A 25,509-nucleotide genomic window follows, 5' to 3' on the forward strand; every position below is an offset into this window, starting at 1 on the left:
TCGTTTTGAACGAATTTCCTGAGGTGTACTATGAATGATTTAAATTTTATAGGTAACAGAATTAGTAAGTTAAGAAAAAAATTAAATTTAACAATGAGACAATTTTCAGAATTAACTGGTTGTTCTCAGGGATATATTAGTGATATTGAACACTCTAAAAATATTCCTTCTATACCTAAATTAATTGAAATATGTCAAGTTTTAAATATAACTCTTTCTGAATTCTTTAATGATGGTACTGAACCACTAGCATTAACTCCTGAACTTAAAGAACTAGTAAACCAAGCTAGAAATCTAAATCCTGAACAACTAAAATCATTATCTAATTTTATAGGCACTCTTAAATAGGTGTCTTTTTTTGTTGTTCTTTCATATTCTTATTGATTTTGAAGTGTAGATGAATTATAGTTGATTTTGGTTACCTATTGTTCTTTTTAGACACTATAAATCTAAAAAAATATCATCTTTTTGATAATTAAAAACTGATTTTATTCTCATAGCTAATTTAAATGATGGATTTTTAGTTCCATTTTCTATATTTGTATATGTGCATCTACTTATATTTAACTTATCTGCAATTTCTTTTTGCGTTAAATTGAATTTTTCTCTTGTATTTCTTAAAATTTTTCTCATCTAATCGCCTCCATGTGTCTTTTAGGAACTTAAGTAAAGTATAGTGTCTTTTAGAAACATTGTCAATATCTTTTTATTTTTTTAGTTCATTTTAGACACTACAAGTTTATTTTAGGAACGTTTATATGTAGAATTAAGTTAGGAGGTGTAAATATGACCTTTGGAAATAAATTAAAGTTATTACGAGAACATAATAACTTAACCCAACAAGATTTAGCAGAAATCCTTAAGGTTGGACGTCCAACAATAGCTGGATATGAAACTAAAGGTAAACAACCTGATTATGATAAGCTAATAATACTTTCTAATTATTTTAATGTTTCTATAGATTATCTTTTAGGTAAAACTGATATTAAAGAAACTGCCGAAAAAATATTAGAAAAAACTAAATCTGAAACTATAGCTCTACATAGAAATAATGGTTATGATGATGATCTACCTGATGAAGCTAGAAAAGAAATCGAAAACTTTAAGGAATTTATAAGAAATAAATATAGTAAAAAATAAAATAAAAAACTAAATTAAAGTTTATAAGAAAATCATATAAAAAAATATATAAATCATGAAAAATGAAAATAAAATAACTTATTATTAAAAAAATCATAGAAATATCTATATATTAACCAATGAATTGATTGTCTTTTATTAATTTATTGATATAAATCATTAATAATATGTAATTTTCTTATAAAACAAGTTAAGTTTTATAAAAAATACTATAAAATACTCATATATAAATCATAAATACGTAAAAAGTGAAAATAAAATAAATTATTATTTTAAAAATGATAGAAATATCTATATATTAACCATTAAATTCATTATTTTTTATTAATTTATTAATATAAATCATTAATAATATATATTTTTCTTATAAAATAAGTTAAGTTTTATAAAAAATACCACAAAATACCTATATATCAATCATAAATACGTAAAAAGTGAAAATAAAATAAATTATTATTTTAAAAATGATAGAAATATCTATATATTAACCATTAAATTGATTATTTTTTATTAATTCATTGATATAAATAATTAATAATATATAATTTTCTTATAAAATAAGTTAAGTTTTATAAAAAACGCGATAAAATGCCTATATATCAATCATAAATACGTAAAACATAAAAATAAAATAAATTATTCTTTAAAAAATGATAGAAATATCTATATATTAACCATTAAATTCATTATTTTTTATTAATTTATTAATATAAATCATTAATAATATATATTTTTCTTATAAAATAAGTTAAGTTTTATAAAAAATACTATAAAATACTCATATATAAATCATAAATACGTAAAAAGTGAAAATAAAATAAATTATTATTTAAAACTTTATTTAAAGGAGATTTTCTATGAATAATAAAGAAATGATCTTAAATCTACTAAATGAAATGAAAAAACAAATTACTCAACTTAACTCTAAGAGATATGATAATCATAAAGAAATGCTTTCTAAGTTCGTAAATTCAATAAAGTAGTAAATAGGCATTAATAAGTCTTGAAAGGATGATTATAATGGAAAACGTATTTAAACAAATACTTGAAAAACTAGATTCAATTCAATCTGATATGAAAGAACTTAAATGTAATGTCTCAGAACTTAAATCTGATGTGACAAATATTCAATCACAACTTACTGATTTTGAAGCTAAAACTGCAAACTATCACCTTGAAACTATTAATAACTTTAACGAAGTTAATGAAAATATTGATTTCTTAACTCATAAGGGAAATCAAACTGAAAAAGAAGTATACAGTATTAAAAAGAAACTTCAAATTATTAAGTAATTTATTCTATTAACATTAATCATAAATATGTACAAAATAAATTATTATTTTAAAAATTCTACAAGTATCTATGTATTAATTTATTGGTATAAATCATGAATAATATATATTTTTCTTATAAAATAAGTTAAGTTTTATAAAAAATACTATAAAATACTCATATATAAATCATAAATACGTAAAAAGTGAAAATAAAATAAATTATTATTTAAAAAATGATAGAAATATCTATATATTAACCATTAAATTGATTATTTTTTATTAATTTATTGATATAAATCATTAATAATATAATTAATAGAAAGTGATGGTGAACTTTATGCTGAGCAATAGACTTAAAAATCTAAAATTAGAAAAAGATGTTCTTCAAAAAGATGTAGCTCAATATTTAAATATTATCACTAGTGCATATGGCTTTTATAAACAAGGTAAAAGAATCCCAGATATAGAAATAATAACTGAATTAGGAGATTAATTTAATGTTTCTATAGATTATCTTTTAGGTAAAACTAATATTAGAGAACCTGCTGAAAAAATATTAGAAAAACTAAATCTGAAACTATAGCTCTACATAGAAATGATGGTTATGATGATGCCCTACCTGATGAATCTAAAAAAGAAATAGAAAACTTTAAGGAATTTATAAGACATAAATATAGCAGAAAATAAAATAAGAAATACTTTACTAAAATATTTCTTATTTAAATTAATATATTAACTACTAATTTATGTTCTTAACCTAAATAAAGATATAAAAGACTTATGAAACAATATATTACTATTGCTTCATAAGTCTTCTTTTTAAATATCTACCTCGTATATCTTCTAATTTTAAAATTTCTTCTTCGGTAGCTATATTACTTAGCACTTTTTTATTTACATAGCTTATTATATCATTTATATCTTTATTATTTCTAAACATCTCATCTAAACATTTAATTTCTTCTTTATTAATTTCTATGTAAGGAATTGTTACTTTTTTAAACTCATTTGGAGTTAATTCACAAACTCCTCCTGCATAAAATCTGCCCATATATTCACACATAACTAAAGTTAAAACATTATAAAAACAAAATGCTAAACTATTTTTATCATATTTGTCACTTAAAATAATATTATACGCTATATCAGTAGTATATATATTAGACTCATTAATTACTAACTTAGGGTATTTTCCATATCTTTTAAAGAAAAATAAATTTCCTATATTAGACTTAGGAATTATATACCATGGCTTTCTCCTGGAACACTTAAACCTAAGATTTATTTTATTCTCTTCTCCTTCATTTAAATATTCCTTTATTCCTTTAGGTAATTTGTTATAATTAAAATCATTTAACTTTAATAAATTAACTAACTTATTATCTTCATTTAATCTTTTAAAATCTTCTTTGTTAAAAATTAACTTTTGCCCAATGTATGAACTTTTGGGTATTATTGGTACCACATAATTCTTTATTCTTTTTGAACTAACAAACTCCTTTGTTAATATAAAAAAGTTATTTGCTCCTGTAACTATTCCTGGAGTAATTTTTCCAAAGGTATCAATGGTTTTGCATTTATCACTTAGCCTTTTTATAAGTTCTATTTCCTCATCATCGATAATAGAATTAGTCCACTTATCTAATGGCATATTTCTCATTATTTTATTAAAACCAATTGGATTTTTTAAATCTACATCTTTAACTATATTATATTTTATATAATTTTTTATATCATTCTCTCTATTAGATATATATATTAAACATACATCCTGTTGTATAGTTTCAAATATACTTTTTTTAAAAACAAAAATTTCAATAGCCTTAAACTTTTTTTCTAAAAATATTCTAATTGGTTTTGAATGATTAACTTGTAAAAATTCTAAAGGAAGTACAAAAAATATTGTTCCATCAGATTTTAATAATTTTATGGATGCTAATATAAATGAAACCCATAAATTACTGAAAGTTGCTTCTCTTAGTCCAAATTCTTTATATAACTTTTTTGATAAATTTCTTTCCTCTTCATTTAAATATTTCTTATTTATATAAGGTGGATTTCCTATTATATAATCATATTTTTTCTTACAAGTAAAACTATATCTAATAAAATCGCTATTAATTGAGTTGACTCTTTGATTTTTAAATTTAGATCTTATAAATTCTGCCTTTTCGTTTATCAATTCAACAGCATCTATCTCACAATTATTTTTTAATAATTTTTCTATGAATCTTCCATCGCCAGCTGATGGTTCTAAAATATGTGTTCTGTTTAAATCTTCTTCGATAAACTCAACCATTGAATTTACTAATTTAATTGGGGTGTAATAAGAACCCGTCAGCTTACTATCCAAATACTCTAACCTCTCTCTTCTACGATCTCTTTTAATATATTATCAATTTCGATATCAATTTCAATATATATCTTTGCAAATTCTTCTAAAGCATTATGTTTTTCTATCTTCTGTCTCAACTCTTGTTTCTGCCTATATAATTTCATAACCTTCCAAAGCATACTCATAGGCCTTATATTGAAATTCAATTCCCTACACATATATTCACCTACTTTAGTAGCTCCATATAACCTTCCATCTTTATCCCTTTTTACATGTTCATCATACTCTTCACTTGCTGGATCGACAAATCCAACCTTATCATCATGATTTATTTTTTTATCTTCTGTGGGCCACTTATTCCATTTTGCTCTATTACACTTTTTACAGCTAAAAACTAAATTTGAATAATCATTTATTCTCGATTCATCTTTAACTTTTGGAACAAAATGGTCTATTTCAAATGGTCCGTTAACTATATTTTTATCTTTACCACAATAGCCACACATAGAATAAAAATCTTCTTCCAAGCTTTGTCTATATCTATGAAAATCAGCATATACTTTTTTTATTTGTTTTCTTCGTATTATTTTTTCCCCATGTACTCTTTCCATTTCCCCCTAGATTCCCCCATGTAATATTTATTTATTTAATAATTCATCTATTTTATTTATTAAATTATCTACCTTATCTTCTACCTGTTTGTTTATGCTTACAACAGAAACATCATCAATGATATCATAGGATCTTAAAGCCTTAAATAAATCTTCTAATTGTTCTTTTTCCTTAAAATTCAGGACATCTTTTTGAGCTTTTTGTAATAAAGCCTCGTACCTTTCTTTTTTTAGTTGAAATCTTTTTCTAAAAACTTCTATGGCATGGATAATCATAGCAATAAACTCTTGTAGCTCAGAAGATGTTCTTTCTTTCCCAATAAGTTCTTTATCAAATATTAATAGTTTTAAAACTAACTTTTCATCTTCTGCATCTTCCTTATGAGATGTTAAAATAACACAAGGTAAATCTCCTATTTTATTATTTATACAATTTATTAATTCAGCCCCTGTAAATGAAAACTTATTAACTAATTTATAATCTACCAACAAACATTCAATCCTATTATTAAGAATCCATTGTACAACATCTTCACAAGTATGACATCCTTCTACAGAAGAAATCACAATATCTTTATTTATACTTTTAAATCTTTTTTGATATCTTTTAAGCTGTTCATATTCATCATCTATAAGTCCTATATTATACATATACTTAACCTCCTATTAGTTTATTCTATTTTCGAAAATTATTCTTATTTTAAATCCACTTTTTAATGAGATATTTTCTTTTAAATCAATAGATCCATTATATTTCTTAACAATTTCATCTATTATCCACATCCCCATTCCAGTGCCTATTTTTTCACCGTTTTCATCTCTCTTTCCTGTTTCAAGTGAATTTAGTATTTTATATGGATCTTCTTTATATGATTCCACTAACCCTTTACCATTATCCTTATATTCGATAATAAACCCTTTATTATATTCATCTAAAACTATATCTATTTTCTTTTCGCAACTATTAAGAACACTTTCAAAAGCACTTACACTATTAGTAATTAAATTATGAATAATGCTCTCCATTTCACAGGCAAAACATTTTCTTTCTATATTTTCTCTTTCGTCAAAATTTATACTTATCTTCTTTTCTGACAATACCTTTTCCCATGATAATGTTAAATTTCTAATAATCTCCCCTATATCCCATTTTTTCATTTTTCTTCTGTCGCCTCTAACTGAATCTATAGTAACTTTAAACCATGAATTAAATTTATTTTTATATCTATATGCAGATTCTATACTATCAAATACCTCTAATAGATCTTCACTTATATTTCTTTCGTCCAAATTTTTAGGTTGTATAATATCTTCTAGTGACTCTTTTGATGTCACTATATCCATGAATAAGTTATCTGATAGTGCCCTTAATTCATGAATATATTTATTAGTTACAATACCAGTAGTAGCTAATGCTATAAGTAATGAATTCTCCTCTTCTAAATCCCTTATTTTTTCATCTTTCTCATCTATAACCGCTTTTACCTTATGAACCTCTACAACATAATCTTTAACTTTATCATAACTTGCATTCGGATCTTTCTTATAATCCTCTAAGATATCTTTTATATCTTTATTAAAGATTGTATTCTTAAGAGAACTTTTAAAATTATCCTTCCTATAGTACTTTCCAATCTTTTCATTTATCTCAATTTTAAATTTTTCAATATCATTTTGACTATTGTACATATCACTTAATTTACGTATAACATATTGTCTATCTTGTTCAAATATATTTATTATAGATGTCAATGCTTCCTTAAACAACTGAAATTCCTTTGTTTCAACAATTCCTTCACGATTGGCTTGATCAGGTAAATTTACATTTAATCTAGATATATTTACCTTTCCTATAATTTGTGCCTCTCTTACCTTCCAATGGCCACTTTTAGATGAAATAGCTGCTGGGGATTTAGTTTTTCTTTCAGATAACATCAACCAGTCAAAATTTGATGTCCCAGATTCTCCATATGGCCTAACTCTAAATCCATCTCTATATATTTTTATACCCCCAAATTGTTTAGCGTAATTTTTTCTTCCAACACATGACTTATAGTAATATTTGTCTTCTTCATTTTTTTGAGAACTAATCTTATAGAAATAAATTTCTCCTGAAAATTTTCCTATATTTAAAATAAGCTCTTCATCTATGCCAGGTAATAATTCTAGTAACGTCTTATTATAAATAATAGGTGTACCCATAAAATAGTTTCTATCTTTAATTGAGAATTTAGCATTTTCCATAATTTCATCAAATTTATCTCTAAACTCAAACTCATTTCTATATAATTTTATATTAATATTTCCTTTTTCATTACATTGAAATAATATTTTGTAATCATAAATATTAATAAATTTAGATTGTATATAAGCCTCGTTTAATAAAGTACTTTCTTCAAATAAATAAATTTTAAAAATTTCTTCTATATCAGGAGGTATTAGTGTAGATAAGTTATTACTAAGTTTATTTATAAACTTATCATTCCAAACATCCCTTAAATTAGTTAATTTAAAAATAGTTCCCGTATTTTGAAAAGTTTTATTAATCAACTTAATAACATTTAAATTAGTTACATTACTTAAAAATTCATCAAAAGTTAAATTATTTTCCTCAATTTCAGCATATGTATCTGTTATTTTTTTTCTTTCATCAAAATCTTCCCAATTAACTATCCACCTTAAAGTATTTTTCTCGTTTTTAGTAAGCATTATGCAATTACTAGATATTCTATCAAGTGCAAATCTTCCAATTCCCTTTGATCCAGTTTGTATTCTTCCTTTTCGTGAAATATATTTTTCTACCTTTGAAGAAAGTCCTATTGTCATCCAATGCTTTTCTATAATATTCTTTGTCATACCTGATCCATTATCACCAATATATAATGTTCCCGTGGACTCCTCATAATAGATAAAACAAATTCCTGCATCTGCGTCATAAGTATTTTTTACTAATTCAATAATAGCACTTTCTACCTTAGAAAGGTTTTCTCTCCCTATCAATCTTGCAGTATAAGCATCTACATTAAAAGGTATTTTTTCCACTAAAAATCTCCCCCTACCGTATTAACATATTTATATATTATCATAAATATATATGTCTTTTCATATTTTTTTATATTTTTGTTTACTTTTAGTATTTCATAGAACATATGTTCTTTTTTATGCTATACTAATATCACCAATATTCTAAAAAGAAAGAGTAATATTTTATGAAAAACCTTGAAATGCTTTTTAATGTAATTTACAATAAAAATATACAAGTCAATTACATTCTTTTACCCTCTTATGAATTATCCCAATATTTTAATTTAACAGAAGAATTCATCATTTGGAAACTTTATTTTATAAAACTAAATCAATCTTCATATACTTATTGTATGAATAACTTAGGAGGATCTTTTTATGATAGCTGCAATTTATAGTAGAAAATCTGTTTTTACAGGTAAAGGAGAAAGTATAGAAAACCAAATTTCTCTATGCAAAAATTATGCTAAAAATATGGACATAGATAAATTTTTAATATATGAAGATGAAGGTTATTCTGGTGGTAATACGAATAGACCTGAATTTCAAAAACTTTTAAATGACGCAAGAAAGAAAACCTTTGATGTTCTTATATGCTATAGACTTGATAGAATCTCTAGAAATGTTGCGGACTTTTCATCCACATTAGAATTACTTCAGGATCATGACATATCTTTTATAAGTATTAAAGAACAATTTGATACAAGTACTCCTATGGGTAAAGCAATGGTTTACATAGCTTCAGTATTTGCCCAATTAGAACGTGAAACTATTGCTGAACGTATACGTGACAATATGCTTGAACTTGCTAAGACTGGAAGATGGCTTGGTGGTCAATGCCCTTTAGGATTTAATAGTGAAAAAGTTATCTCTAGAGATAATGAATTAAAAGAACATTCTATGTACACATTAAGTCCTATTCCTGAAGAACTTAAAATTATTGAATTGATTTATACAAAATATCTGGAAACTGGATCTATTGCATCCACTTTAAAATATCTTTTATCTTGTAATATTAAAGGTAAAAATGGTGGTGATTTTTCAGTTAAAAGTTTAGAAACTATATTAAGAAATACTGTATATGTAAAATCCGATGAAAATGTATTTGAATATTTAAATTCCAAGAAAATTAATACCTGTGGAACTCCTAATGGTAATGGTCTTCTTATATACAATAAGAAAAATTCTAAATATAAAGTAAAAGATACATCCTTATGGATAGCAGCTGTAAGCAAACATAAAGGAATTATAAATTCTGACTCCTGGCTTAAAGTTCAAAAAACCCTGGATAAAAACTCAAAAAAAAGTAACCCAAGACAAGGAACTTCTAAAGTTTGTTTATTATCTGGAATATTAAAATGTGGTAAATGTGGAGCACCTATGAGAATAACCTATGGTAGACTTCGCAAGGATGGCGCTCGTAATTATTATTATACCTGCACCATGAAAGCTCATTCTGGTAAAACTAGATGTAATAATAAAAACGTAAATGGTCCTTATATAGAAAAGGTTATAATTGAAAATATAAAATCATTAAATAAAGATAAAATTCTTCAGGAGTTGGAAAAAAGTAAAACCTCTATTCTACTTAGGAATAATTCTTCCATTATTAAATCTATTGAAAAAGACATAGATTCTAAAGCAGTTGAAATGGATTCACTATTAAAACAATTAGCTAAATCTAAAAGTGATATTACTTCTGAATTCATTATGAAAAAAATAGACTCTCTTGGCCTAGAAATTAAAGAACTTCAACATAATAAAGAAAAGTTAGAAAATGAATCTTCAAGTAATAAGGATCTATTAAAAAATACAAAATTAATTATAGATGCACTTAATGAATTTAATAATTTCTTTACTGAAATTGACACTAAGGAAAATGATGAAACTATAGTAAAAAGAAAAAGATATTTACTTGAAATGATGATAGATAAGATCTATTGGAATGGTGATACTGAAGAAATTAAAATTGATTTATGGGGATGTAAAAAAAAATAGATTTTTATATAGGCAACTTAAATTCTATAAAGGAATGGTCGCAATTCAAAGAAGCATGCTCATGCATGGCTATATGATGTAAATAATATTGAACCTGTTGTTAGAAGATATTTAGAAGATAAAGGTATTCAAATTCACACTAGAAGTAGAGTTGTAGATATTGAATTAAAAGATAAAAAAATTCTTGGAATATATCTTGGAGATGGAACTTTCGTTAAAGGTGATGCATTTATTGAAACTACTGGAAGTACAGGACCTATGGGAAATTGTTTAAAATACGGTAATGGATGTTCTATGTGTGTTTTAAGATGTCCTGCCTTTGGTCCTAGAGTAAGTTTAACTAAACAAGCAGGTCTTAATGAAATTATGGGTGAAAGAGCACCTGAAGTTTACGGAGCATTTAGTGGTTCTTGTAAACTTTGCAAAGAAAGTTTGTCTCCTAAAATTAGAAAAGAATTAGAAAAAACAGGTGTTTCCATATTAAAAGTCCCTCGTGAAGATGTTAATCTTGATAAATTAAAAATGAAAGTATGTCAACAATACGCCCTAAAAGAATTTGCAGAAAATGTAATTCTTCTGGATACCGGACATGCCAAATTAATGACATGCTTCTACCCGCTTGAAAAGCTTAGAAAAATAAAAGGATTAGAAAATGCTAAGTTTGTAGATCCTTATGCTGGAGGTAAAGGAAACTCTGTTAGATATTTATCTTGTGCAATTAGAAATAATAGTTTAAAAGTTACTGGCCTTGATAATCTTTTCTGTGCTGGAGAAAAATCCGGACTATTTGTAGGTCATACTGAAGCTATATGCACAGGCTCTCTAGCTGGACATAATGCAGCAAGATACTTGGCTAAACGTCATCTTTTAATACTTCCAAAAGACTGTTGTGTCGGTGATATTATTTCTTATTCAAACTATAGAATGTTGCAAAAGAAAGATAGAAAGGGTAGATATACCTTTGCTGGATCCCTTTATTTTAATAGAATGAAAAAACTAGGTCTATACACCATTAATAAAGAAGAAATTAAAAATAGAATTGAAAAACTAGAATTAACTAATATATTTGAAGAAAAATTTCTTTAATAATTATTAACTTTATACATGCAAATAATTTTATTTCTCTTATAAATTATAAAGGACTATATCTAAATAACATGTTTATGTTATTTTAAATAGTCCTTTTTACCTTTATCTTATCTTTTAAACTACTTATCTATATTTGCTAATCCATCTGCTATAGAATAAAAATTACCTGACAATGCATTAGCCAAATCTTTATTAGGCTCTATACGCCATTTTCCATTTCTTTTTATTACCTTAATATCTACTATAGTTGTAACCTTAGGAGCACCTGATTCATTTATAGATTTATTTAAATTATCAAATATAGCTTGTTGTTGTGCCTCATCATCTATTCCCTTATCTGAAAAAGCTTGTTCCATTACTTTAGGAAGGGCATCTGCTAATACCTTTGTTGCTATCTTAGTTAAATCCACGGATGTAATAGAAGTTTTTACTATAGCTGAATCTTTTTCTTTAATTACTTTTCCTGTAGAATACTTTATTTTGGAAAAAACATTTTTAACACACTTATCCTCTGGTGTATCTTTAAGTTTTATTTCCTTTTCAATAGAATCATCGGTTATAAGTTTTGATGCTTTTTCTATATCCTGTTTTTTAATTGCTTCTAAATATTGCTTAACTACTTTTTCGGGTTTAAATTCAGATTTAGAGAATAATCTTTTTAATTGAGTTCCTTCATAAAAGAAATTTTTTAATTGATCTCCTCCACCTCCAGCAATCATACCTATCCCAAATGCTACTACTAATAAGATTACTGTTAAAATCCAAAACCATACCTTTTGATAAAATGGTTTCCTACGTTTATTTGCCATATAATCCCCTTCTTATTTAGCTAATTTGGTATCATTATAACAAAATTTTAGCTATTTCTCCAGTATTTATCTTTATTTTTGAAATTTTCAAAACAATCATGTTATAATAGATTAACTTTTAATACTTAAACATTTTTTAAATCTATATAATCTTAGGGGGATTTTATTATGCGTCTTATGCTTATTTCTGTAATATTAGGTTACTTAGGAATTGTTTTAGGTCGTTCGCTTGGCTCTGATTTTTACTCTATTTGTTTTGGATTAATAGGTTTTTTTCTTCCCGTATTTTATATATTAGAGAAAATTTATACAGACTATGATAGATAAACATATAATAAAAAAGAGCAAGGAAATATAATCTTTGCTCTTTTTTATTATATAAGTATATTAAATTTTATTATACTTTGTTTTAAATATATTTTAAAATAAACCTCAAAAAATCTTTTATATTTTAATACCTAATAAATTAACTTCTATTATTTTACCCTACCAACAGTAGTGTTATCACAAGTTCTATCTCTAAGTTCATCAATTGGATTTGGTGATTCTTCAAATCTATAATCTTCACCTTTTTGTTTAATATAATTATCTATAACTACATGACTTGCAACATCATCAACATTTTTATTTACAATATTTTGATACTTAAAGAAATCTGCATTATCTGAAAGCTTTGCAACATCAGTATAATCTTCTTTGTCTGCAGTTAATTTAGCTGTTTTTAAGACCTTTCTTAAATATTCCTTATTTGGTCCTAGATTAAGTAATTTAGGGAATGTTCCATTTGGTATAACTTGTTGCCATTCCTTACCCTCATATTTTTTCAAAAGTTCAGCTGCTTTATGTAAATGAGCAACCTCTTGAACAAAGCATTGTTCCCATATCTTCTTAACATTTTCATCTTTTTCGTCTTCATAACATGAATAATATAAGTAACATTCTGTGTATTCATGCATAAGTAATTCTTCAAGCCAAGTACATCTAGTATCTTTTAAACTTCCATATTGACTAACATGTTGTTCTTCAACCATTCCAATTTCTAAATAAAGTTTTCTTCCAATATCATTTTTATATAGAGAACTAACATTCATATAATAATTCATTGTTTGTTGTTCTGCCGCTGTTATAATCCCAATATTAAGATTTGTTAATAAGTCAGCTTCTTTAGACTTTGTAGATCTTTTAATTGAATCGTATGGATGACGATGATGTGATATTGTAGGGCGTCCAGGCATAATTTCAGTATAATGACCTACAAGATTTTCTGCCTTAACACCTTGCTCCATTTCAAGCAAATCTGCATATCTATACAAATGATCAAAATCTTCAAGTAAAGCAAAATCTAAGGCATTTTTTACATCCATATCAGTTTCACTTTTTGCAAGAGCGCAAGTTAGATCAACAGCAAGTTGTTCATAACTTATTGTTGTTTCTAATATAGTTTCATCAAGTGGTCTTAAATTACTAATTTTCTTTTGTTGTTGTTGCTCTACTCTTCTCATAAGAGCTAATTCACGTCTTATATCATTATTATCACAGTGACGTGAAAATTGATGTGAAAACCAAGTTGCCTCAAACTCAGTTCCATTCATTAAAATTATACGTGTTTTAGTATATGGATCTACCTCATTTTTATTATATTGCTTTGGATATAGTTGTTTCCAATCTTCAAGAGTAGATTCTATACTTGAAGGTTTTTCTTCAAATGGATTTAAATTCATAAAAATTACTCCTTTATATTTTTTTATATGTTTATCAATTATTATTTAATATTTCTCAAACCCTATTTTTTATTCAATTATCTTAATATGTAATATTACCATTTTTCAACTATATCTCTTCGATTTTTACCAGTTTTATATCTATTTAAAAATTCTAAAACAGATAAAAGGAGCTTAACATTTGCTAAACTCCCTTATCTCTTGTTTAAAAACCTATTTTTTGAATTCAAAATAACTTACTTTCTTTGTAAGTCTATCTACACCAACAACTACTTCATTATCCTTACCATAAGTAAATGTAACATCCATTCTATTTTTTAAATTTATTTCACTAGCATTTTTAAATGTAATTTTTTCATCTTTTTTAACTAATTCTTTTTCTTTTATAAAATTTTCTGTAGCTTTTTTAGCCTCTTCTTGAGAAATTTTTCCATCCTTCATATCACTACTTCTTTCAATTTCTAACATAGTAAGTTCATTGTTTTCAGTAGATACTCTTGAAGTTATAGCTTTTATTTCTCCTTCTTTTACTTGAGCCTTAGGTTTTATATGAACAGCTGCTCCTTTAAATAAAGATTTATCAGTTGCTTTTTCAATTACTTCTTCAGCTTTATTATATGTTATGTCATAATTTTGTTCTTTTAAATCAAAGTCAAAATATTTTTTTAGTCCTTTTTTAGTTGATTCTATAGCTTCCTTTGATTTTACATCACTTTCATTTGTTTGTTTTTTAGTTTCTTCTTTCTTCACTTCTTCCTTCTTGGTCTCTTCCTTTTTAGTTTGTTCTGTTGTTTTTGGTGCCTTTTCTGTATTTGGATTAGTTTCTTTAGTAGTTGTAGTACATCCTCCAAGTAATACAGCTGAACCTAAAACTAAAGCTATGATTCTTTTATTCATAATTCTTCCTCCTTTGTTTTATCAAACCTTACATTGTGACTCATTCCACATTTCTCTAACTGTACTATATATTTTTACCCCATTATAATAAAATATACGAATATATCCTTAACTTAAATATTGCCAATAGTTTATTTAAACATTTTCTTTAATTTATGCATTGTACCTTCTTTATTTAAAATATCCTTTGAATTATATATAGGTTTTTTGTATATTACCTTGTCATGGCTTAAAATCTTATAATATCCTATCATCGAACCCTTTTTAACATTACAATCTTTAAAATTATTTTTCTTTATATCTATAACCTCTTTATATTGTTCTCCTTTTTTAATAGGCACTAAAACATCTTCCTTTAAAGTTAATGGAATCTTATTTCCTCTTATATCCCACATATCGCCTACTACATCATTTTTCTTCTTTAAAGCTTCATAGTCATAAGTATCTTTCACATATTCGTATAATTTTTTACTTTCTCCCCATCTTTGAGGACAATTTAAGGTAACTACTATAATTTCTCTTTCTCCAATTTTAAATGAGGACACCAAACATTTTCCAGCCAACCCTGTGTATCCGGTTTTTACTCCTGTACAACTAGGAATGCTGTATAATAATTTATTAATGTTATTATAATCTCTTGTAAATTTATGTTTTTCTTTTTTTATTTCCTTACTACTGCAAATTTCACTAAATACTTTACTTTTCTTAGCCTCTGCTGTAATTAAAGCTAAATCATATGCATTTGTATAATGATGCTCCTTATCCAATCCATGAGGGGTTTCAAAATGAGAATTAGTTACTCCTATTCTTGCTGCCTCTTCGTTCATTAACTTTGCAAATTCTTCAACAGAACCGCCAATACCCTCTGCAATTGCTATGGCTGCATCATTTCCTGACTTAAACATTAAACCATATAATAATTCTCTAAGAGTAATTTCTTCTCCACTTCTATATTTTACTCTAGATCCTCTCACAGTAGCCGCTCTCTTAGATATAGTAAACTTTTCATCTAAGCTTCCATGTTTTAAGGCTACTATGGAAGTCATTATTTTAGTTGTACTAGCCATTGGTATAACTTCATAAGCATTTCTTTCATATAACACAACACCAGTATCCCTATCTATTGCAATAGCACTCCTAGCATTTATGTAAGGTGCTTTATTTAAAGCTAAAACATCTTTTACGTTATAAGAAAAAATACATATTAAAGTAAAAAACATAATTAAGCTCTTTTGTAAATGCGATTTTTTCATATAATTATTCATCCTTTCCATTTTTAATTATAAATTTCACAATTATGGGTATAATATTTAAAAGTTAAGATAATTATGGAGGAAAGCATGAGGTATACAATTGTTTTAGGAATAACTTTAATATTTATTGTGCTTTTATTTTTCCCAATACCTTTAAAAATATATGTAAAGTTTATAGAAAAAAATTTCAACTTCTACATATATTTATTTAACTTTCAGCTTAATAAAAAAAAACATGATAAAAACAAAGAAAAATCCAAAGAATTAAACGACTTTTCTTTTAAAAAATTATTAAAGAGAATATTTAGGAACGGTTCCAAAGAATTTAATTATATATTTAAAAAGAAACTTAAAGCTAAACTAAAAGCAAATATAGACTATGGTTTTGGCGATGCATGTGAAACTGGAATATCTTATGGATTATTTTGGGTAGGTATAGATACTTTATTAAATTATTTAACTCAGTATTTTAAATTTAAAGAATGTGATATAAACGTAAAACCTTATTTTAATGAAAAAAAACTAAATCTTGTAATAGAAAGTATAATTTATTTAAATTTAGTAAAAATAATATATATACTTATTAAATTCACAATTATAAAGAAAAAAACAAAAGAGGAGGAAAAATAATGAATAATAACTCTCATCCTATAGATAATCTACTAAAAAACACTATGCAAAGTTTAAAAGAATTAGTAGATGTAGATACTATCGTAGGTACCCCATTTAATACTGATGATGGAAGCACAATTATTCCTATATCAAAGGTTTCCTTAGGTTTCGCCTCTGGAGGCTCCGAATTCTCAAATAATTCTCAAAATCACACCGATGATTCTTCTTATCCATTTGGAGGAGGATCTGGTGCTGGAGTATCTGTAAAACCAGTAGCTTTTTTAATTTTAAAAGGTGAAACTTTTAGAATGTTACCTTTAAACTCTGAAAATACAGCTGATAGAATAATTGACTCTGTTCCTCAAATTTTAGACATAATAAAAAATATGTGTCCTAAATGTGATAAAAACTCTAAAGATAAAGACAAAAAAAATAAGGACAGAAAAGATAAAGAGACATGTAAACACGAAAATAACTCTTGTTATGACTATGAAGGTGAAGAATAACTTAATGTTAAAAACCCAATATATTATCCCTTTTAGGAACTATATTGGGTTTGTTTTTTCTCTATTCACTTAGTTCAAAAGTAAAATCTTTTAGATTAGGAAGTTCCTTTAAATCTTCTAATTGGAAATACTTTAAGAATTCTCTAGTAGTACTATAAAGAATAGGTCTACCAGGTATATCTTTTCTACCATTTTCCTTTATAAGTCGTTTTTCTACTAGGGTATATATAGCCCTATCACTTTTTACCCCTCTTATTTCTTCTATTTCAACTCTAGTTATTGGTTGTTTATATGCAATAATAGCCAAAACCTCTAAAGCAGCTTGTGATAATGATTGTCTTGAATTAGTTTTTAATAACCTTTGTACATAATCACTATTCTCAATTTTAGTTACAAATTGATAGGTATCCTCTAACTTTATAACTTTGATTCCTCTTTCTTCATCATTATATTGAGTTATAAATAGGTCCATTAATTCAATTGCAAATTCTTTACTACATTCTAAGGCATATGCAATTGAATTTATACTTAAAGGATCTCCACTAACAAACAATAAAGACTCAATTATTGAAAAATATCTTTTCTTATTACTAACTTCCTCAAATTCTAATTGTTCCTTATGTATACTCAAGGTTTAAACTCCCTCCATATATATTTCATTAAAATTCTCTTCTTGTACAATCTTAACCTTTTTTAATTTAATCAGTTCTAACATAGCTAGGAAAGTTACAATAACTTCAATTTTACTTTCACAGTTGAATATAACCTCTGAAAATGTACTCTTTGGTTTATATTTAAAATATTTAGTTAAACTATCCATTTTATCTTCTATTTTAAACTTATCTATACTAATTTGTTTTGGTATCTTTCCATTAGTGTTCTGTTTATTATAGTAATTAGTTAAAACCTTATTAAATAAGTTATATAAATCAAGTAAAGAAGTATTCTTTAAAAGTTCATTTAAATCTAAAGGTTTCTTTTTATCCTCTATAATCTCTGGTCTCTTACTATACATAACCCCTTCTTCGATTTCTCTCCTTCTTAAGAAAGTAGCAGCTTCTTTAAATCTTCTATACTGAACCAGCTTTTCTATTAATTCTTCCTTAGAAACTTCTTGTTCTTCATCATCTTTTTCTTTTATAGAAGTGTTTGGTAATAATTCCTTAGATTTTATCTCTAATAGTGTAGAGGCTAGTACAATAAATTCAGAAGTAACTTCCAAATCCATTTCTTGCATAGTATTTAAATACTCTATATATTGATTAGTTATTTCTGAAATTTTTATATCGTAAATTTCCATTTCATTTTTTTTTATAAGATGTAATAATAAATCAAATGGACCTTCAAAATTCTCTATTTTTATGCTAATAGACATGCACATCTCTCCAAAAATTTAATATAAAGACTAAGATTTATTATACCATATTTTTTCTTAATTTTAATATAGTCTAAAGATTTTGCATATATCAACTTAGCTTTTTTAAACATAAAAATAGGCTGTTCTTTTCAATTAGAACAACCTATTTTTCGGATACCCTTATACTGCATTATCAAACATTTTGATTAGGTTATCTTTTAATTCATTTAAGAAATTACCTACTCTTATATCTCTATCGGAATATACTTTAACACTTCCACAGACTTTGCCATTTAAAAGGATATCACAACGTCCGATTTCTTCACCTTTTTTATATTGTTTTTTCTTGTTTAGAATTGTTTTCTTTTCTATTTTATTGTCTTTTCCTCTTTCTAATGCAATTGAAAATTCATCCTTAGCTTTAGCTATTAAATATTTGTCACCTTTTTTATTAAACACTACTTTTTCTATTTCGCTATCTTTTTTAATTACGTTTTTATATTCAAATTTAGAAAATCCGTAATTCATTAAAGCTGATGCATCTCTATTTCTTATTTTATATGTAGGTGCACCCATAATTACACATAACATTCTTACATGGTTTTTAGTTGCTGTAGCTGATATACAGTATTTAGCTTCATTAGTAAAACCAGTTTTTAAACCATCACAACCCTTAAAAAATCTTACCAATTTATTATGATTTACAAGTTCAATTGGTGATTTTCTGCCTTCTGAAATAGTTTCCATATAAGTACCTGTGTATTTTAAAATTTGTGGATGCTTTAAAAGTTCCATAGACATTTTAGATATGTCATTTGCAGTAGACTTATGACCTTCTATTGGTAGTCCAGTACAATTTTTAAAAGTAGTATTTTTCATACCTAATTCATTAGCTCTTTTGTTCATTTTTTGTACAAAAGCATCTTCACTACCTGCTAGATATTCACCTAAGGCAACTGCTGCATCATTACCTGATGCTATACCAACGCCCTTAAGTAATTCCTCTACGGTTCTAACCTCTCCAGTATCCAATAGCATTGTGCTTCCACCCATTTTTTTTGCATTTTCGCTGACAGTAACTTTATCCTTTAATTTAATTTTGCCACTATCCACAGCTTCCATAGTTAAAAGCATAGTCATTACTTTTGTAACTGAAGCGGGAGCATACTGTTCATCTTTATTTTTTTCAAATAGAATTTTTCCAGTGCTAGGCTCAATAAGTAATGCAGATCTTGCTTCTACGTCAAGTCCTTTATTTTCTTTTACAGGTTCCTTTTTAATTTTTTCAGCATTTAGTGCTAATATTGATTTAGTAAAAATAGAAAAGGTAAAAAATATTGATAGCATAATTACTAATAAACTTCTCTTTTTCATATGCAATCCTCCCAACTTTAATTTACGTTTTTATTTTTACCAAAAGTCCTTAATATTATCACAAATACCCTAATATTCTCTATAAGAAGTTTTTAGCAAAAAAGGTATAGCCTTCTTGACTATACCTTTTAATATATTAAACTATTTTATTACTTCATATACTAGAGGAATATTTTCATTATACTCATCTTCTATTACATAAGCCTTATAGATTTCTTCCTCTGCATTTTTAATTTTAGATTCATCATTAGAATGAACGTATGCAATAACTTCTCCAGACTTAACTTGGTCTCCTCTTTTTTTGTTTAGGACTATACCTACACTTAAGTCTATTTCACTTTCTTTAGTAAGTCTTCCTGCTCCTAAGTTCATAGCTGCAACTCCTATTTGTTCACTATGAATCTTTGTTACATAACCATCTTTATTGCTTTTTACTTCATATACATATTTAGCCTTTGGAAGAAGTTCTGGATTATCTACGATTTCTCCTTTTCCACCTTGTGCTACAATAAATTCTTTAAATTTCTCTAAAGCTTTTCCGTTTTCTATAACAGCAAGAAGTTTTTCACGTGCTTCTTGTTCATCCTTAGCTCCTCCACCTAAAACAACCATGTAGCTTCCTAATGCAAGACATAATTCAAATAAATCTTCAGGTCCTTTTCCTTTTAAAGTATCAATAGCCTCTTTAACTTCTAATGCATTACCTACTGCTAATCCTAGTGGTTGATCCATGTCAGAAATTACAGCAACAGTTTTTCTATCTACACTCTTCCCTATAGAAACCATTTCTTCTGCTAACTTTCTAGCATCTTCAGGAGTTTTCATAAACGCTCCTTCTCCAACCTTTACATCAAGTACAATAGCATCTGCTCCTGATGCAATTTTTTTACCCATAATACTAGATGCTATTAATGACATATTATCAACAGTACCTGTAACATCTCTTAATGCATATATTTTTTTATCAGCAGGTGCTAAATCTCCTGTTTGTCCTGCTAATGCAATTTTAATTCTATTTACATTTTCGATAAACTTTTCTTCTTCAATAGCTATATTAAATCCTTCAATACTTTCAAGTTTATCTATAGTACCACCTGTATGACCAAGTCCTCTTCCAGACATCTTTGCAACTGGAATTCCTAATGCAGCGACCATTGGTGCTAAAATTAGAGTTGTTGTATCACCAACACCACCAGTACTATGCTTATCTACTTTAATACCTTCTATTCTAGATAAATCAAGCATATCTCCTGATTGTGCCATAGCCATAGTTAAATCAGCTGTTTCTCTTTTTGTCATTTTATTTATGAAAATAGCCATTAACAATGCTGAAGCTTGATAATCTGGAATTGTCCCATTTGTATAATTTTCAACAAAGAAATTAATTTCTTCAGTACTTAATTCCATTCCATTTCTCTTTTTTACGATTATGTCATACATTCTCATATTTTTTCACCTCAAAATTTATTTTAAGTCTTATCTTCGGTTTTATCTTAAGTTTGTTCAAAAGGTTTTAAAATACTATTTTAAAATTTCTTTTGTGAAACTATTACCAGCTAATTCATTTTTCACATCTAAAAGTTCTAAAACAGTTTTTCCTATATCAGTAAAACTTGTTCTTGTTCCTAGATTAACATTTGATTTAAGGTTTTTTCCATAAACTAATAATGGAGTATATTCTCTTGAGTGATCTGTACTTTCTGTTGTTGGATCACATCCATGATCTGCAGTAATAATAAGAACATCCTCATCATTCATAGTATCAATAATTTCTGGAAGACGATTATCAAATTCCACTAAAGAATTTGCATATCCTTCCGGATTATTTCTATGTCCAAATTTCATATCAAAATCAACTAGGTTTGTAAAGATTAATCCTTCTTTATCTGTTCTCATGTATTCTAAAGTTCTATCTACACCATCCATGTTGCTCTTAGTATGAACAGCATCTGTTACACCCTTTTTGTTGTAGATATCTTCTATTTTACCTACTGCCATAACACTTTTGTTATCTTCTTTTACATAATCAAGCATAGTTTTTGAAAATGGATCTAATGCATAGTCATGTCTATTTGCTGTTCTTACAAAATCTTCAGCATTTTTTCCTACAAATGGTCTTGCTATAACTCTTCCTACCATTCTATCTCCAACTAGCATCTTTCTAGCAATTTCACACATTTCATACAGTCTATCAAGACCTAGTGCTTCTTCATGTCCTGCTATTTGGAATACACTATCTGCTGATGTATAAACTATAGGGTTACCTGTTTTAACATGTTCTTCCCCTAATTCTTTTATTATTTCAGTACCTGAAGCTACTTTATTTCCTAAAACTTTAGCTCCTATTTTTTCTTCAAATTCCTTTATAATATCTTCTGAGAACCCATCTGGATAAGTTTTTAATGGTGATTCTAAAACAACTCCAGCAATTTCCCAATGTCCTGTTACCGTATCTTTTCCCTTAGATGCTTCCATACATCTTCCAAAATTACCTACAGGATTTGCAAAAGCTTTTATGCCTTGCATATGATCTATATTTCCAAACCCTAAACGTTCCATATTAGGTAGTGAAAGACCATTAACAAACTTTGATATATTGCCTACAGTATTGCTTCCCTTATCTCCATATAAGTTAGCATCAGGTAATTCACCTATACCAACACTATCTAAAACAATTAGAATAACCTTTCTTTTCATTTGTTTACTCCCTTCCCAAATTAAATATTTATAAAAAACATATGAAAAATAATATAAAAATTATTGATAAACTTTTCTTTTATACTAATATTATTATACACTAAAACCGTATTTCCTGCTAAATTTTTAATTCTTGCAAACTTTGCCCAATAAAAATTCAGAAAGTTAGGAATTAAAACTCCAAAAATGTATAAAATTGCAAAAGATTCGATAAATCTGATAATAAATAATTTCAAATCTCTTTTATCTATCATATGCCAATAACCCTCACTGCACTGTTTAAAAGATTTAATATGTAAGGACAAATAAATGCTTCTATAAAAAATCCTATACACATAAACAAGAAAACCACAAAAAATTTTAAAGAATAGGATAACATAGAAGAAAAAATACTATAAAATACACCTTCTTGTGATTTATTTCTTATAATATTTATAGAGAACTCCATAGAGTATACAGAAATTATTATTATACATGGTAAAAATATAAGGTTTTGCAATAATACAGCTCCCATTCCTACCCATAAACCTTTAGTTCCAAAACTATTTATTATAAAAGAAAAAGTAAATCCTAATGCATATCCTTTTAAAACATCTAGAATTAACACTAAAGGTATTCCTATAATTGTTAATCCCAAAAACCAAATTAACAAAATAATAGGAAGATAATTCTTCATACTAGTAAAAAACACTGCTACTTTAGATATATTTGATGAATTATATAGGTTTATTGAACCCTCTATCCATTGTATCATGGTGCCTTTATCTGCAGCAGACATATACTTAACATTGTAAATTCCTATAATTACTCCTACGCATACACAAATAAAGCATAAAATATATAATACAAAATTCTTTTGTACATGAAATAGTAGGTCATTAGAATTCACTTTCACATCTCTATTTATTCCAACCATTTATTTAATTCCCCCCTAAATCTTAATTCTATTTTAATATTTATGATGAAGGGGGAAATTATATTCTAAAAAATTAGTTTACAAATACATTAAAGATGCTACAGTTTTACCATCCTTTATAGTACCTTTTTTAATCATTTCTTTTATTTCCTCTAGAGAATAAGCTTCATTTTCTATAAATTCATCTTCATCTCCACCAATATTTCCTTTAATTAAATTAGTTGCCTTAAAAATATGGAGTACTTCATTACAAAAACCAGGAGAACTATAAATCTTACCTAAATATTCTATATTTCCTCCTATAAATCCAGTTTCCTCTTCTAACTCTCTTTGAGCACATTCTTTAATATCTTCATTTACCTCTAATTTTCCAGCTGGAATTTCCAAAAGTACCTCATCAAATGGTTTTCTAAATTGCTTTACCATTAAAACTTTATTTTCATCATTAAAAGCAAGTATTGCTACTGCACCTGGATGAGTTACAATTTCTCTTGTAGAGGTTTTACCATTAGGTAACTCTACAGTGTGAATGGAAACATCTATTATTCTTCCATTAAAGATTTCTTTTTTTTCTATGGTATTTTCATAAAGTTCCATATTATCATCTCCAATTTATTATGTTCATTTAATAATTATATTAATTCCTTAGAACATTCTTTTCCTGCTGTTAAACTAACATATTTAATCATATAATCAATTTCATGATTTTTAAGTTCTAAAGCCTCTTCTTTATTTTTAGTAAATATTATTTTATTATTATCTATTTCTTTAAAAAATTCATCATTACATTTAATAAACCAAAGCTTCTCTACATCTTTTTCTGATTCAATAGATGTAATATATTCTATATCTCCTGTTTTAAGAGTTATTTCTTTACCATTGTCTTTTGTTTTTACTAATTCACCATCAGCTTCATTTTCAACTTTTTTCTTTAAAAACATTTTCTATTACACCTCTTTAAGATTTCAGAATCTTTCATTTTCTGTAAAATAAATTATATCATTAATCATCATAAAGTAAAAGATTTTCATTAAATTAATTATATTCGGTATTTTTTTACACTATACTATAAAAAGTACATTCTCTAATACAAAACATTTTTTTATTAACAATTTCATCTGAATTATTTTTTATTTTAATTAATCTTTCACTCAATCTTACAATTTATTATATATCAATTCAATTTATAGCTATGAAATTTTTTATTAGTTAAAATAGGTTATATTTTAATATTGACTTTAAGATAAAGATAAAGTAAAATTTAAAACAATATTTGTCATTATATAGGAATATTATATAATATTTTCTTTACTTTTAAGCATTTACGCTCTAATAAAAGAAATAAAACATTTTCTAAACCAATATTTATATGGATTATGAAAATCAACTATATCAATATAAATATTAATGGTAACTATCTATGTAGTTTATATAAATAAAAAAATATGTTAATTTTAAAAATTAGATTTTTCAAGGTGATATTATGACTAAATACAATAATAAATTCATTAATAATATTAATTGTTATATATTAGGACGAGCTATATCTTCCTTTGGAACTCAAATATATAATTTTATATTAGCATTATATATTTTGAAGATAACAGGTACAGCTCTAACATTTGCAATTACATTAGTTCTTTCTATAATTCCTCGAATCATACTAGGTCCAATTGCCGGTATATTAGTAGATAGATTAGATCGAAAAAAGATAATAGTTATTACTGATATATTATGTGGAATTATAATGCTCTTATTATATCTATATATGTTAAATCATAATATAAATATAATTTTAACTTTAGTTTTGTCATCTAATAAGCATTTAAAAACTCTTTAATTATGTTCTAGAAGAAAAAATACCGTATATTCAATTTTGAATAATACGGTATTTT

The 25,509-nt window shown here is 26.0% G+C and carries 28 protein-coding genes and 1 pseudogene; 11 read left to right on the forward strand and 18 right to left on the reverse strand.

The features are described from left to right. Positions 1–30: 30 nt before the first annotated feature. Positions 31–348, forward strand: coding sequence for a helix-turn-helix domain-containing protein (locus QOZ93_RS07375; protein WP_111941942.1), 318 nt, complete (start codon positions 31–33; stop codon positions 346–348). Positions 349–441: 93 nt separating this feature from the next. Here the strand turns inward: QOZ93_RS07375 and QOZ93_RS07380 are convergent, their stop codons facing one another. Then, positions 442–633, reverse strand: coding sequence for a helix-turn-helix transcriptional regulator (locus tag QOZ93_RS07380; RefSeq protein ID WP_111941940.1), 192 nt, complete (start codon positions 631–633; stop codon positions 442–444). A gap of 153 nt (positions 634–786) precedes the next feature. Between QOZ93_RS07380 and QOZ93_RS07385 the strand changes: the two genes are divergently transcribed. The 4 genes from QOZ93_RS07385 (at position 787) to QOZ93_RS07400 (ending at position 2,908) form a co-directional block, all read left to right on the forward strand. Continuing rightward, positions 787–1,140 (forward strand): helix-turn-helix domain-containing protein, encoded by a 354-nt coding sequence (locus QOZ93_RS07385; RefSeq protein ID WP_307355700.1) that lies wholly within the window; start codon positions 787–789, stop codon positions 1,138–1,140. Positions 1,141–1,997: 857 nt separating this feature from the next. Further along, entirely contained in the window at positions 1,998–2,123 is a 126-nt protein-coding gene (locus QOZ93_RS07390) for a hypothetical protein (RefSeq protein ID WP_307355701.1), read from the forward strand. Positions 2,124–2,160: 37 nt separating this feature from the next. Next, positions 2,161–2,433 (forward strand): hypothetical protein, encoded by a 273-nt coding sequence (locus QOZ93_RS07395; protein WP_111941936.1) that lies wholly within the window; start codon positions 2,161–2,163, stop codon positions 2,431–2,433. Positions 2,434–2,752: 319 nt separating this feature from the next. Further along, entirely contained in the window at positions 2,753–2,908 is a 156-nt protein-coding gene (locus QOZ93_RS07400) for a helix-turn-helix domain-containing protein (RefSeq protein WP_307355702.1), read from the forward strand. 303 nt (positions 2,909–3,211) lie between these two features. Here QOZ93_RS07400 and QOZ93_RS07405 read toward each other — a convergent pair whose 3' ends face one another. From QOZ93_RS07405 to QOZ93_RS07420, 4 genes are read right to left on the reverse strand one after another with little or no spacing between them, the layout of a single operon-like run. After that, positions 3,212–4,768 carry an Eco57I restriction-modification methylase domain-containing protein gene (locus tag QOZ93_RS07405; protein WP_307355703.1) on the reverse strand — a complete coding sequence of 519 codons (1,557 nt, stop codon included), beginning with the start codon at positions 4,766–4,768 and terminating at the stop codon, positions 3,212–3,214. Between the two features lie 5 nt (positions 4,769–4,773). Next, on the reverse strand, positions 4,774–5,361 hold the full coding sequence (locus QOZ93_RS07410; protein ID WP_307355704.1) for an HNH endonuclease: 588 nt from the start codon (positions 5,359–5,361) through the stop codon (positions 4,774–4,776). Between the two features lie 27 nt (positions 5,362–5,388). Further along, a complete protein-coding gene (locus QOZ93_RS07415; RefSeq protein ID WP_307355705.1) occupies positions 5,389–6,012 on the reverse strand; it encodes a DNA-binding transcriptional response regulator in 624 nt (207 codons plus the stop codon). Positions 6,013–6,027: 15 nt separating this feature from the next. Further along, positions 6,028–8,403, reverse strand: coding sequence for a sensor histidine kinase (locus QOZ93_RS07420; RefSeq protein ID WP_307355706.1), 2,376 nt, complete (start codon positions 8,401–8,403; stop codon positions 6,028–6,030). 360 nt (positions 8,404–8,763) lie between these two features. Here QOZ93_RS07420 and QOZ93_RS07425 point away from each other — a divergent pair, with 360 nt between their 5' ends. Both QOZ93_RS07425 and QOZ93_RS07430 read left to right on the forward strand, forming a co-directional pair. Then, positions 8,764–10,383, forward strand: a complete 1,620-nt coding sequence (locus QOZ93_RS07425; protein ID WP_307355707.1) for a recombinase family protein — start codon at positions 8,764–8,766, stop codon at positions 10,381–10,383. A gap of 54 nt (positions 10,384–10,437) precedes the next feature. Next, positions 10,438–11,469: pseudogene (locus QOZ93_RS07430) on the forward strand (FAD-dependent oxidoreductase); the annotation flags it as partial. Between the two features lie 122 nt (positions 11,470–11,591). Here QOZ93_RS07430 and QOZ93_RS07435 read toward each other — a convergent pair. Further along, entirely contained in the window at positions 11,592–12,281 is a 690-nt protein-coding gene (locus tag QOZ93_RS07435; RefSeq protein ID WP_307355708.1) for a DUF4878 domain-containing protein, read from the reverse strand. 168 nt (positions 12,282–12,449) lie between these two features. Here QOZ93_RS07435 and QOZ93_RS07440 point away from each other — a divergent pair, with 168 nt between their 5' ends. Next, complete coding sequence (locus tag QOZ93_RS07440) at positions 12,450–12,608, forward strand: hypothetical protein (protein ID WP_307355709.1); 159 nt, start codon at positions 12,450–12,452, stop codon at positions 12,606–12,608. A 149-nt stretch (positions 12,609–12,757) separates the two neighbouring features. On the opposite strand, the gene QOZ93_RS07445 is transcribed toward QOZ93_RS07440, so the two are convergent. From QOZ93_RS07445 to QOZ93_RS07455, 3 genes are all read right to left on the reverse strand, one after another. Next, a complete protein-coding gene (locus tag QOZ93_RS07445) occupies positions 12,758–14,002 on the reverse strand; it encodes a hypothetical protein (protein ID WP_307355710.1) in 1,245 nt (414 codons plus the stop codon). Positions 14,003–14,215: 213 nt separating this feature from the next. Beyond that, positions 14,216–14,899, reverse strand: a complete 684-nt coding sequence (locus tag QOZ93_RS07450; RefSeq protein ID WP_307355711.1) for a hypothetical protein — start codon at positions 14,897–14,899, stop codon at positions 14,216–14,218. A gap of 131 nt (positions 14,900–15,030) precedes the next feature. After that, entirely contained in the window at positions 15,031–16,152 is a 1,122-nt protein-coding gene (locus QOZ93_RS07455) for a D-alanyl-D-alanine carboxypeptidase family protein (RefSeq protein WP_307355712.1), read from the reverse strand. 87 nt (positions 16,153–16,239) lie between these two features. Here QOZ93_RS07455 and QOZ93_RS07460 point away from each other — a divergent pair, with 87 nt between their 5' ends. Together QOZ93_RS07460 and ytfJ are read left to right on the forward strand one after the other, a co-directional pair. Next, the gene (locus tag QOZ93_RS07460; protein ID WP_307355713.1) at positions 16,240–16,782 is read left to right on the forward strand and encodes a DUF2953 domain-containing protein; all 543 of its coding nucleotides are present in this window, start codon (positions 16,240–16,242) and stop codon (positions 16,780–16,782) included. Further along, on the forward strand, positions 16,782–17,270 hold the full coding sequence (gene ytfJ / locus QOZ93_RS07465) for a GerW family sporulation protein (RefSeq protein WP_307355714.1): 489 nt from the start codon (positions 16,782–16,784) through the stop codon (positions 17,268–17,270). The genes QOZ93_RS07460 and ytfJ overlap by 1 nt, the downstream gene beginning before the upstream one ends. A 61-nt stretch (positions 17,271–17,331) precedes the next feature. On the opposite strand, the gene scpB is transcribed toward ytfJ, so the two are convergent. The 9 genes from scpB to QOZ93_RS07510 all read right to left on the reverse strand — a co-directional run bounded on the left by scpB (position 17,332) and on the right by QOZ93_RS07510 (position 24,555). Continuing rightward, the gene (gene scpB / locus QOZ93_RS07470; protein ID WP_111941910.1) at positions 17,332–17,901 is read right to left on the reverse strand and encodes an SMC-Scp complex subunit ScpB; all 570 of its coding nucleotides are present in this window, start codon (positions 17,899–17,901) and stop codon (positions 17,332–17,334) included. A 3-nt stretch (positions 17,902–17,904) separates the two neighbouring features. Next, a complete protein-coding gene (locus QOZ93_RS07475; RefSeq protein ID WP_111941908.1) occupies positions 17,905–18,645 on the reverse strand; it encodes a segregation/condensation protein A in 741 nt (246 codons plus the stop codon). Between the two features lie 162 nt (positions 18,646–18,807). Further along, positions 18,808–20,001, reverse strand: coding sequence for a D-alanyl-D-alanine carboxypeptidase family protein (locus tag QOZ93_RS07480; RefSeq protein ID WP_307355715.1), 1,194 nt, complete (start codon positions 19,999–20,001; stop codon positions 18,808–18,810). Positions 20,002–20,142: 141 nt separating this feature from the next. Then, entirely contained in the window at positions 20,143–21,447 is a 1,305-nt protein-coding gene (locus tag QOZ93_RS07485) for a pyrimidine-nucleoside phosphorylase (RefSeq protein ID WP_307355716.1), read from the reverse strand. Positions 21,448–21,522: 75 nt separating this feature from the next. After that, the gene (locus QOZ93_RS07490) at positions 21,523–22,698 is read right to left on the reverse strand and encodes a phosphopentomutase (RefSeq protein ID WP_111941902.1); all 1,176 of its coding nucleotides are present in this window, start codon (positions 22,696–22,698) and stop codon (positions 21,523–21,525) included. A gap of 20 nt (positions 22,699–22,718) precedes the next feature. After that, positions 22,719–22,952 carry a hypothetical protein gene (locus tag QOZ93_RS07495; protein WP_307355717.1) on the reverse strand — a complete coding sequence of 78 codons (234 nt, stop codon included), beginning with the start codon at positions 22,950–22,952 and terminating at the stop codon, positions 22,719–22,721. Beyond that, positions 22,949–23,614, reverse strand: a complete 666-nt coding sequence (gene spoIIM / locus QOZ93_RS07500) for a stage II sporulation protein M (protein WP_111941898.1) — start codon at positions 23,612–23,614, stop codon at positions 22,949–22,951. The genes QOZ93_RS07495 and spoIIM overlap by 4 nt, the downstream gene beginning before the upstream one ends. 78 nt (positions 23,615–23,692) lie before the next feature. After that, entirely contained in the window at positions 23,693–24,211 is a 519-nt protein-coding gene (locus tag QOZ93_RS07505) for an NUDIX hydrolase (protein WP_111941894.1), read from the reverse strand. A 35-nt stretch (positions 24,212–24,246) separates the two neighbouring features. Continuing rightward, positions 24,247–24,555 carry a hypothetical protein gene (locus QOZ93_RS07510; RefSeq protein ID WP_307355718.1) on the reverse strand — a complete coding sequence of 103 codons (309 nt, stop codon included), beginning with the start codon at positions 24,553–24,555 and terminating at the stop codon, positions 24,247–24,249. Between the two features lie 542 nt (positions 24,556–25,097). On the opposite strand from QOZ93_RS07510, the gene QOZ93_RS07515 reads away from it, so the two are divergent. Then, on the forward strand, positions 25,098–25,454 hold the full coding sequence (locus QOZ93_RS07515) for an MFS transporter (protein WP_307355719.1): 357 nt from the start codon (positions 25,098–25,100) through the stop codon (positions 25,452–25,454). Positions 25,455–25,509 lie beyond the last annotated feature (55 nt).

This window comes from Hathewaya limosa (assembly GCF_030815255.1).
In the GTDB taxonomy this organism is placed as follows: Bacteria; Bacillota; Clostridia; order Clostridiales; family Clostridiaceae; genus Hathewaya; species Hathewaya limosa.

What these genes read in the sequence shown, in the direction of transcription:
- QOZ93_RS07375 (WP_111941942.1), top strand. Translation starts at nt 31, where the DNA reads ATGAATGATTTAAATTTTATAGGTAACAGAATTAGTAAGTTAAGAAAA.
- QOZ93_RS07380 (WP_111941940.1), bottom strand. Translation starts at nt 633, where the DNA reads ATGAGAAAAATTTTAAGAAATACAAGAGAAAAATTCAATTTAACGCAA.
- QOZ93_RS07385 (WP_307355700.1), top strand. Translation starts at nt 787, where the DNA reads ATGACCTTTGGAAATAAATTAAAGTTATTACGAGAACATAATAACTTA.
- QOZ93_RS07390 (WP_307355701.1), top strand. Translation starts at nt 1,998, where the DNA reads ATGAATAATAAAGAAATGATCTTAAATCTACTAAATGAAATGAAAAAA.
- QOZ93_RS07395 (WP_111941936.1), top strand. Translation starts at nt 2,161, where the DNA reads ATGGAAAACGTATTTAAACAAATACTTGAAAAACTAGATTCAATTCAA.
- QOZ93_RS07400 (WP_307355702.1), top strand. Translation starts at nt 2,753, where the DNA reads ATGCTGAGCAATAGACTTAAAAATCTAAAATTAGAAAAAGATGTTCTT.
- QOZ93_RS07410 (WP_307355704.1), bottom strand. Translation starts at nt 5,361, where the DNA reads ATGGAAAGAGTACATGGGGAAAAAATAATACGAAGAAAACAAATAAAA.
- QOZ93_RS07415 (WP_307355705.1), bottom strand. Translation starts at nt 6,012, where the DNA reads ATGTATAATATAGGACTTATAGATGATGAATATGAACAGCTTAAAAGA.
- QOZ93_RS07425 (WP_307355707.1), top strand. Translation starts at nt 8,764, where the DNA reads ATGATAGCTGCAATTTATAGTAGAAAATCTGTTTTTACAGGTAAAGGA.
- QOZ93_RS07435 (WP_307355708.1), bottom strand. Translation starts at nt 12,281, where the DNA reads ATGGCAAATAAACGTAGGAAACCATTTTATCAAAAGGTATGGTTTTGG.
- QOZ93_RS07440 (WP_307355709.1), top strand. Translation starts at nt 12,450, where the DNA reads ATGCGTCTTATGCTTATTTCTGTAATATTAGGTTACTTAGGAATTGTT.
- QOZ93_RS07445 (WP_307355710.1), bottom strand. Translation starts at nt 14,002, where the DNA reads ATGAATTTAAATCCATTTGAAGAAAAACCTTCAAGTATAGAATCTACT.
- QOZ93_RS07450 (WP_307355711.1), bottom strand. Translation starts at nt 14,899, where the DNA reads ATGAATAAAAGAATCATAGCTTTAGTTTTAGGTTCAGCTGTATTACTT.
- QOZ93_RS07455 (WP_307355712.1), bottom strand. Translation starts at nt 16,152, where the DNA reads ATGAAAAAATCGCATTTACAAAAGAGCTTAATTATGTTTTTTACTTTA.
- QOZ93_RS07460 (WP_307355713.1), top strand. Translation starts at nt 16,240, where the DNA reads ATGAGGTATACAATTGTTTTAGGAATAACTTTAATATTTATTGTGCTT.
- ytfJ (WP_307355714.1), top strand. Translation starts at nt 16,782, where the DNA reads ATGAATAATAACTCTCATCCTATAGATAATCTACTAAAAAACACTATG.
- QOZ93_RS07475 (WP_111941908.1), bottom strand. Translation starts at nt 18,645, where the DNA reads ATGTCTATTAGCATAAAAATAGAGAATTTTGAAGGTCCATTTGATTTA.
- QOZ93_RS07480 (WP_307355715.1), bottom strand. Translation starts at nt 20,001, where the DNA reads ATGAAAAAGAGAAGTTTATTAGTAATTATGCTATCAATATTTTTTACC.
- QOZ93_RS07485 (WP_307355716.1), bottom strand. Translation starts at nt 21,447, where the DNA reads ATGAGAATGTATGACATAATCGTAAAAAAGAGAAATGGAATGGAATTA.
- QOZ93_RS07490 (WP_111941902.1), bottom strand. Translation starts at nt 22,698, where the DNA reads ATGAAAAGAAAGGTTATTCTAATTGTTTTAGATAGTGTTGGTATAGGT.
- QOZ93_RS07495 (WP_307355717.1), bottom strand. Translation starts at nt 22,952, where the DNA reads ATGATAGATAAAAGAGATTTGAAATTATTTATTATCAGATTTATCGAA.
- spoIIM (WP_111941898.1), bottom strand. Translation starts at nt 23,614, where the DNA reads ATGGTTGGAATAAATAGAGATGTGAAAGTGAATTCTAATGACCTACTA.
- QOZ93_RS07505 (WP_111941894.1), bottom strand. Translation starts at nt 24,211, where the DNA reads ATGGAACTTTATGAAAATACCATAGAAAAAAAAGAAATCTTTAATGGA.
- QOZ93_RS07510 (WP_307355718.1), bottom strand. Translation starts at nt 24,555, where the DNA reads ATGTTTTTAAAGAAAAAAGTTGAAAATGAAGCTGATGGTGAATTAGTA.
- QOZ93_RS07515 (WP_307355719.1), top strand. Translation starts at nt 25,098, where the DNA reads ATGACTAAATACAATAATAAATTCATTAATAATATTAATTGTTATATA.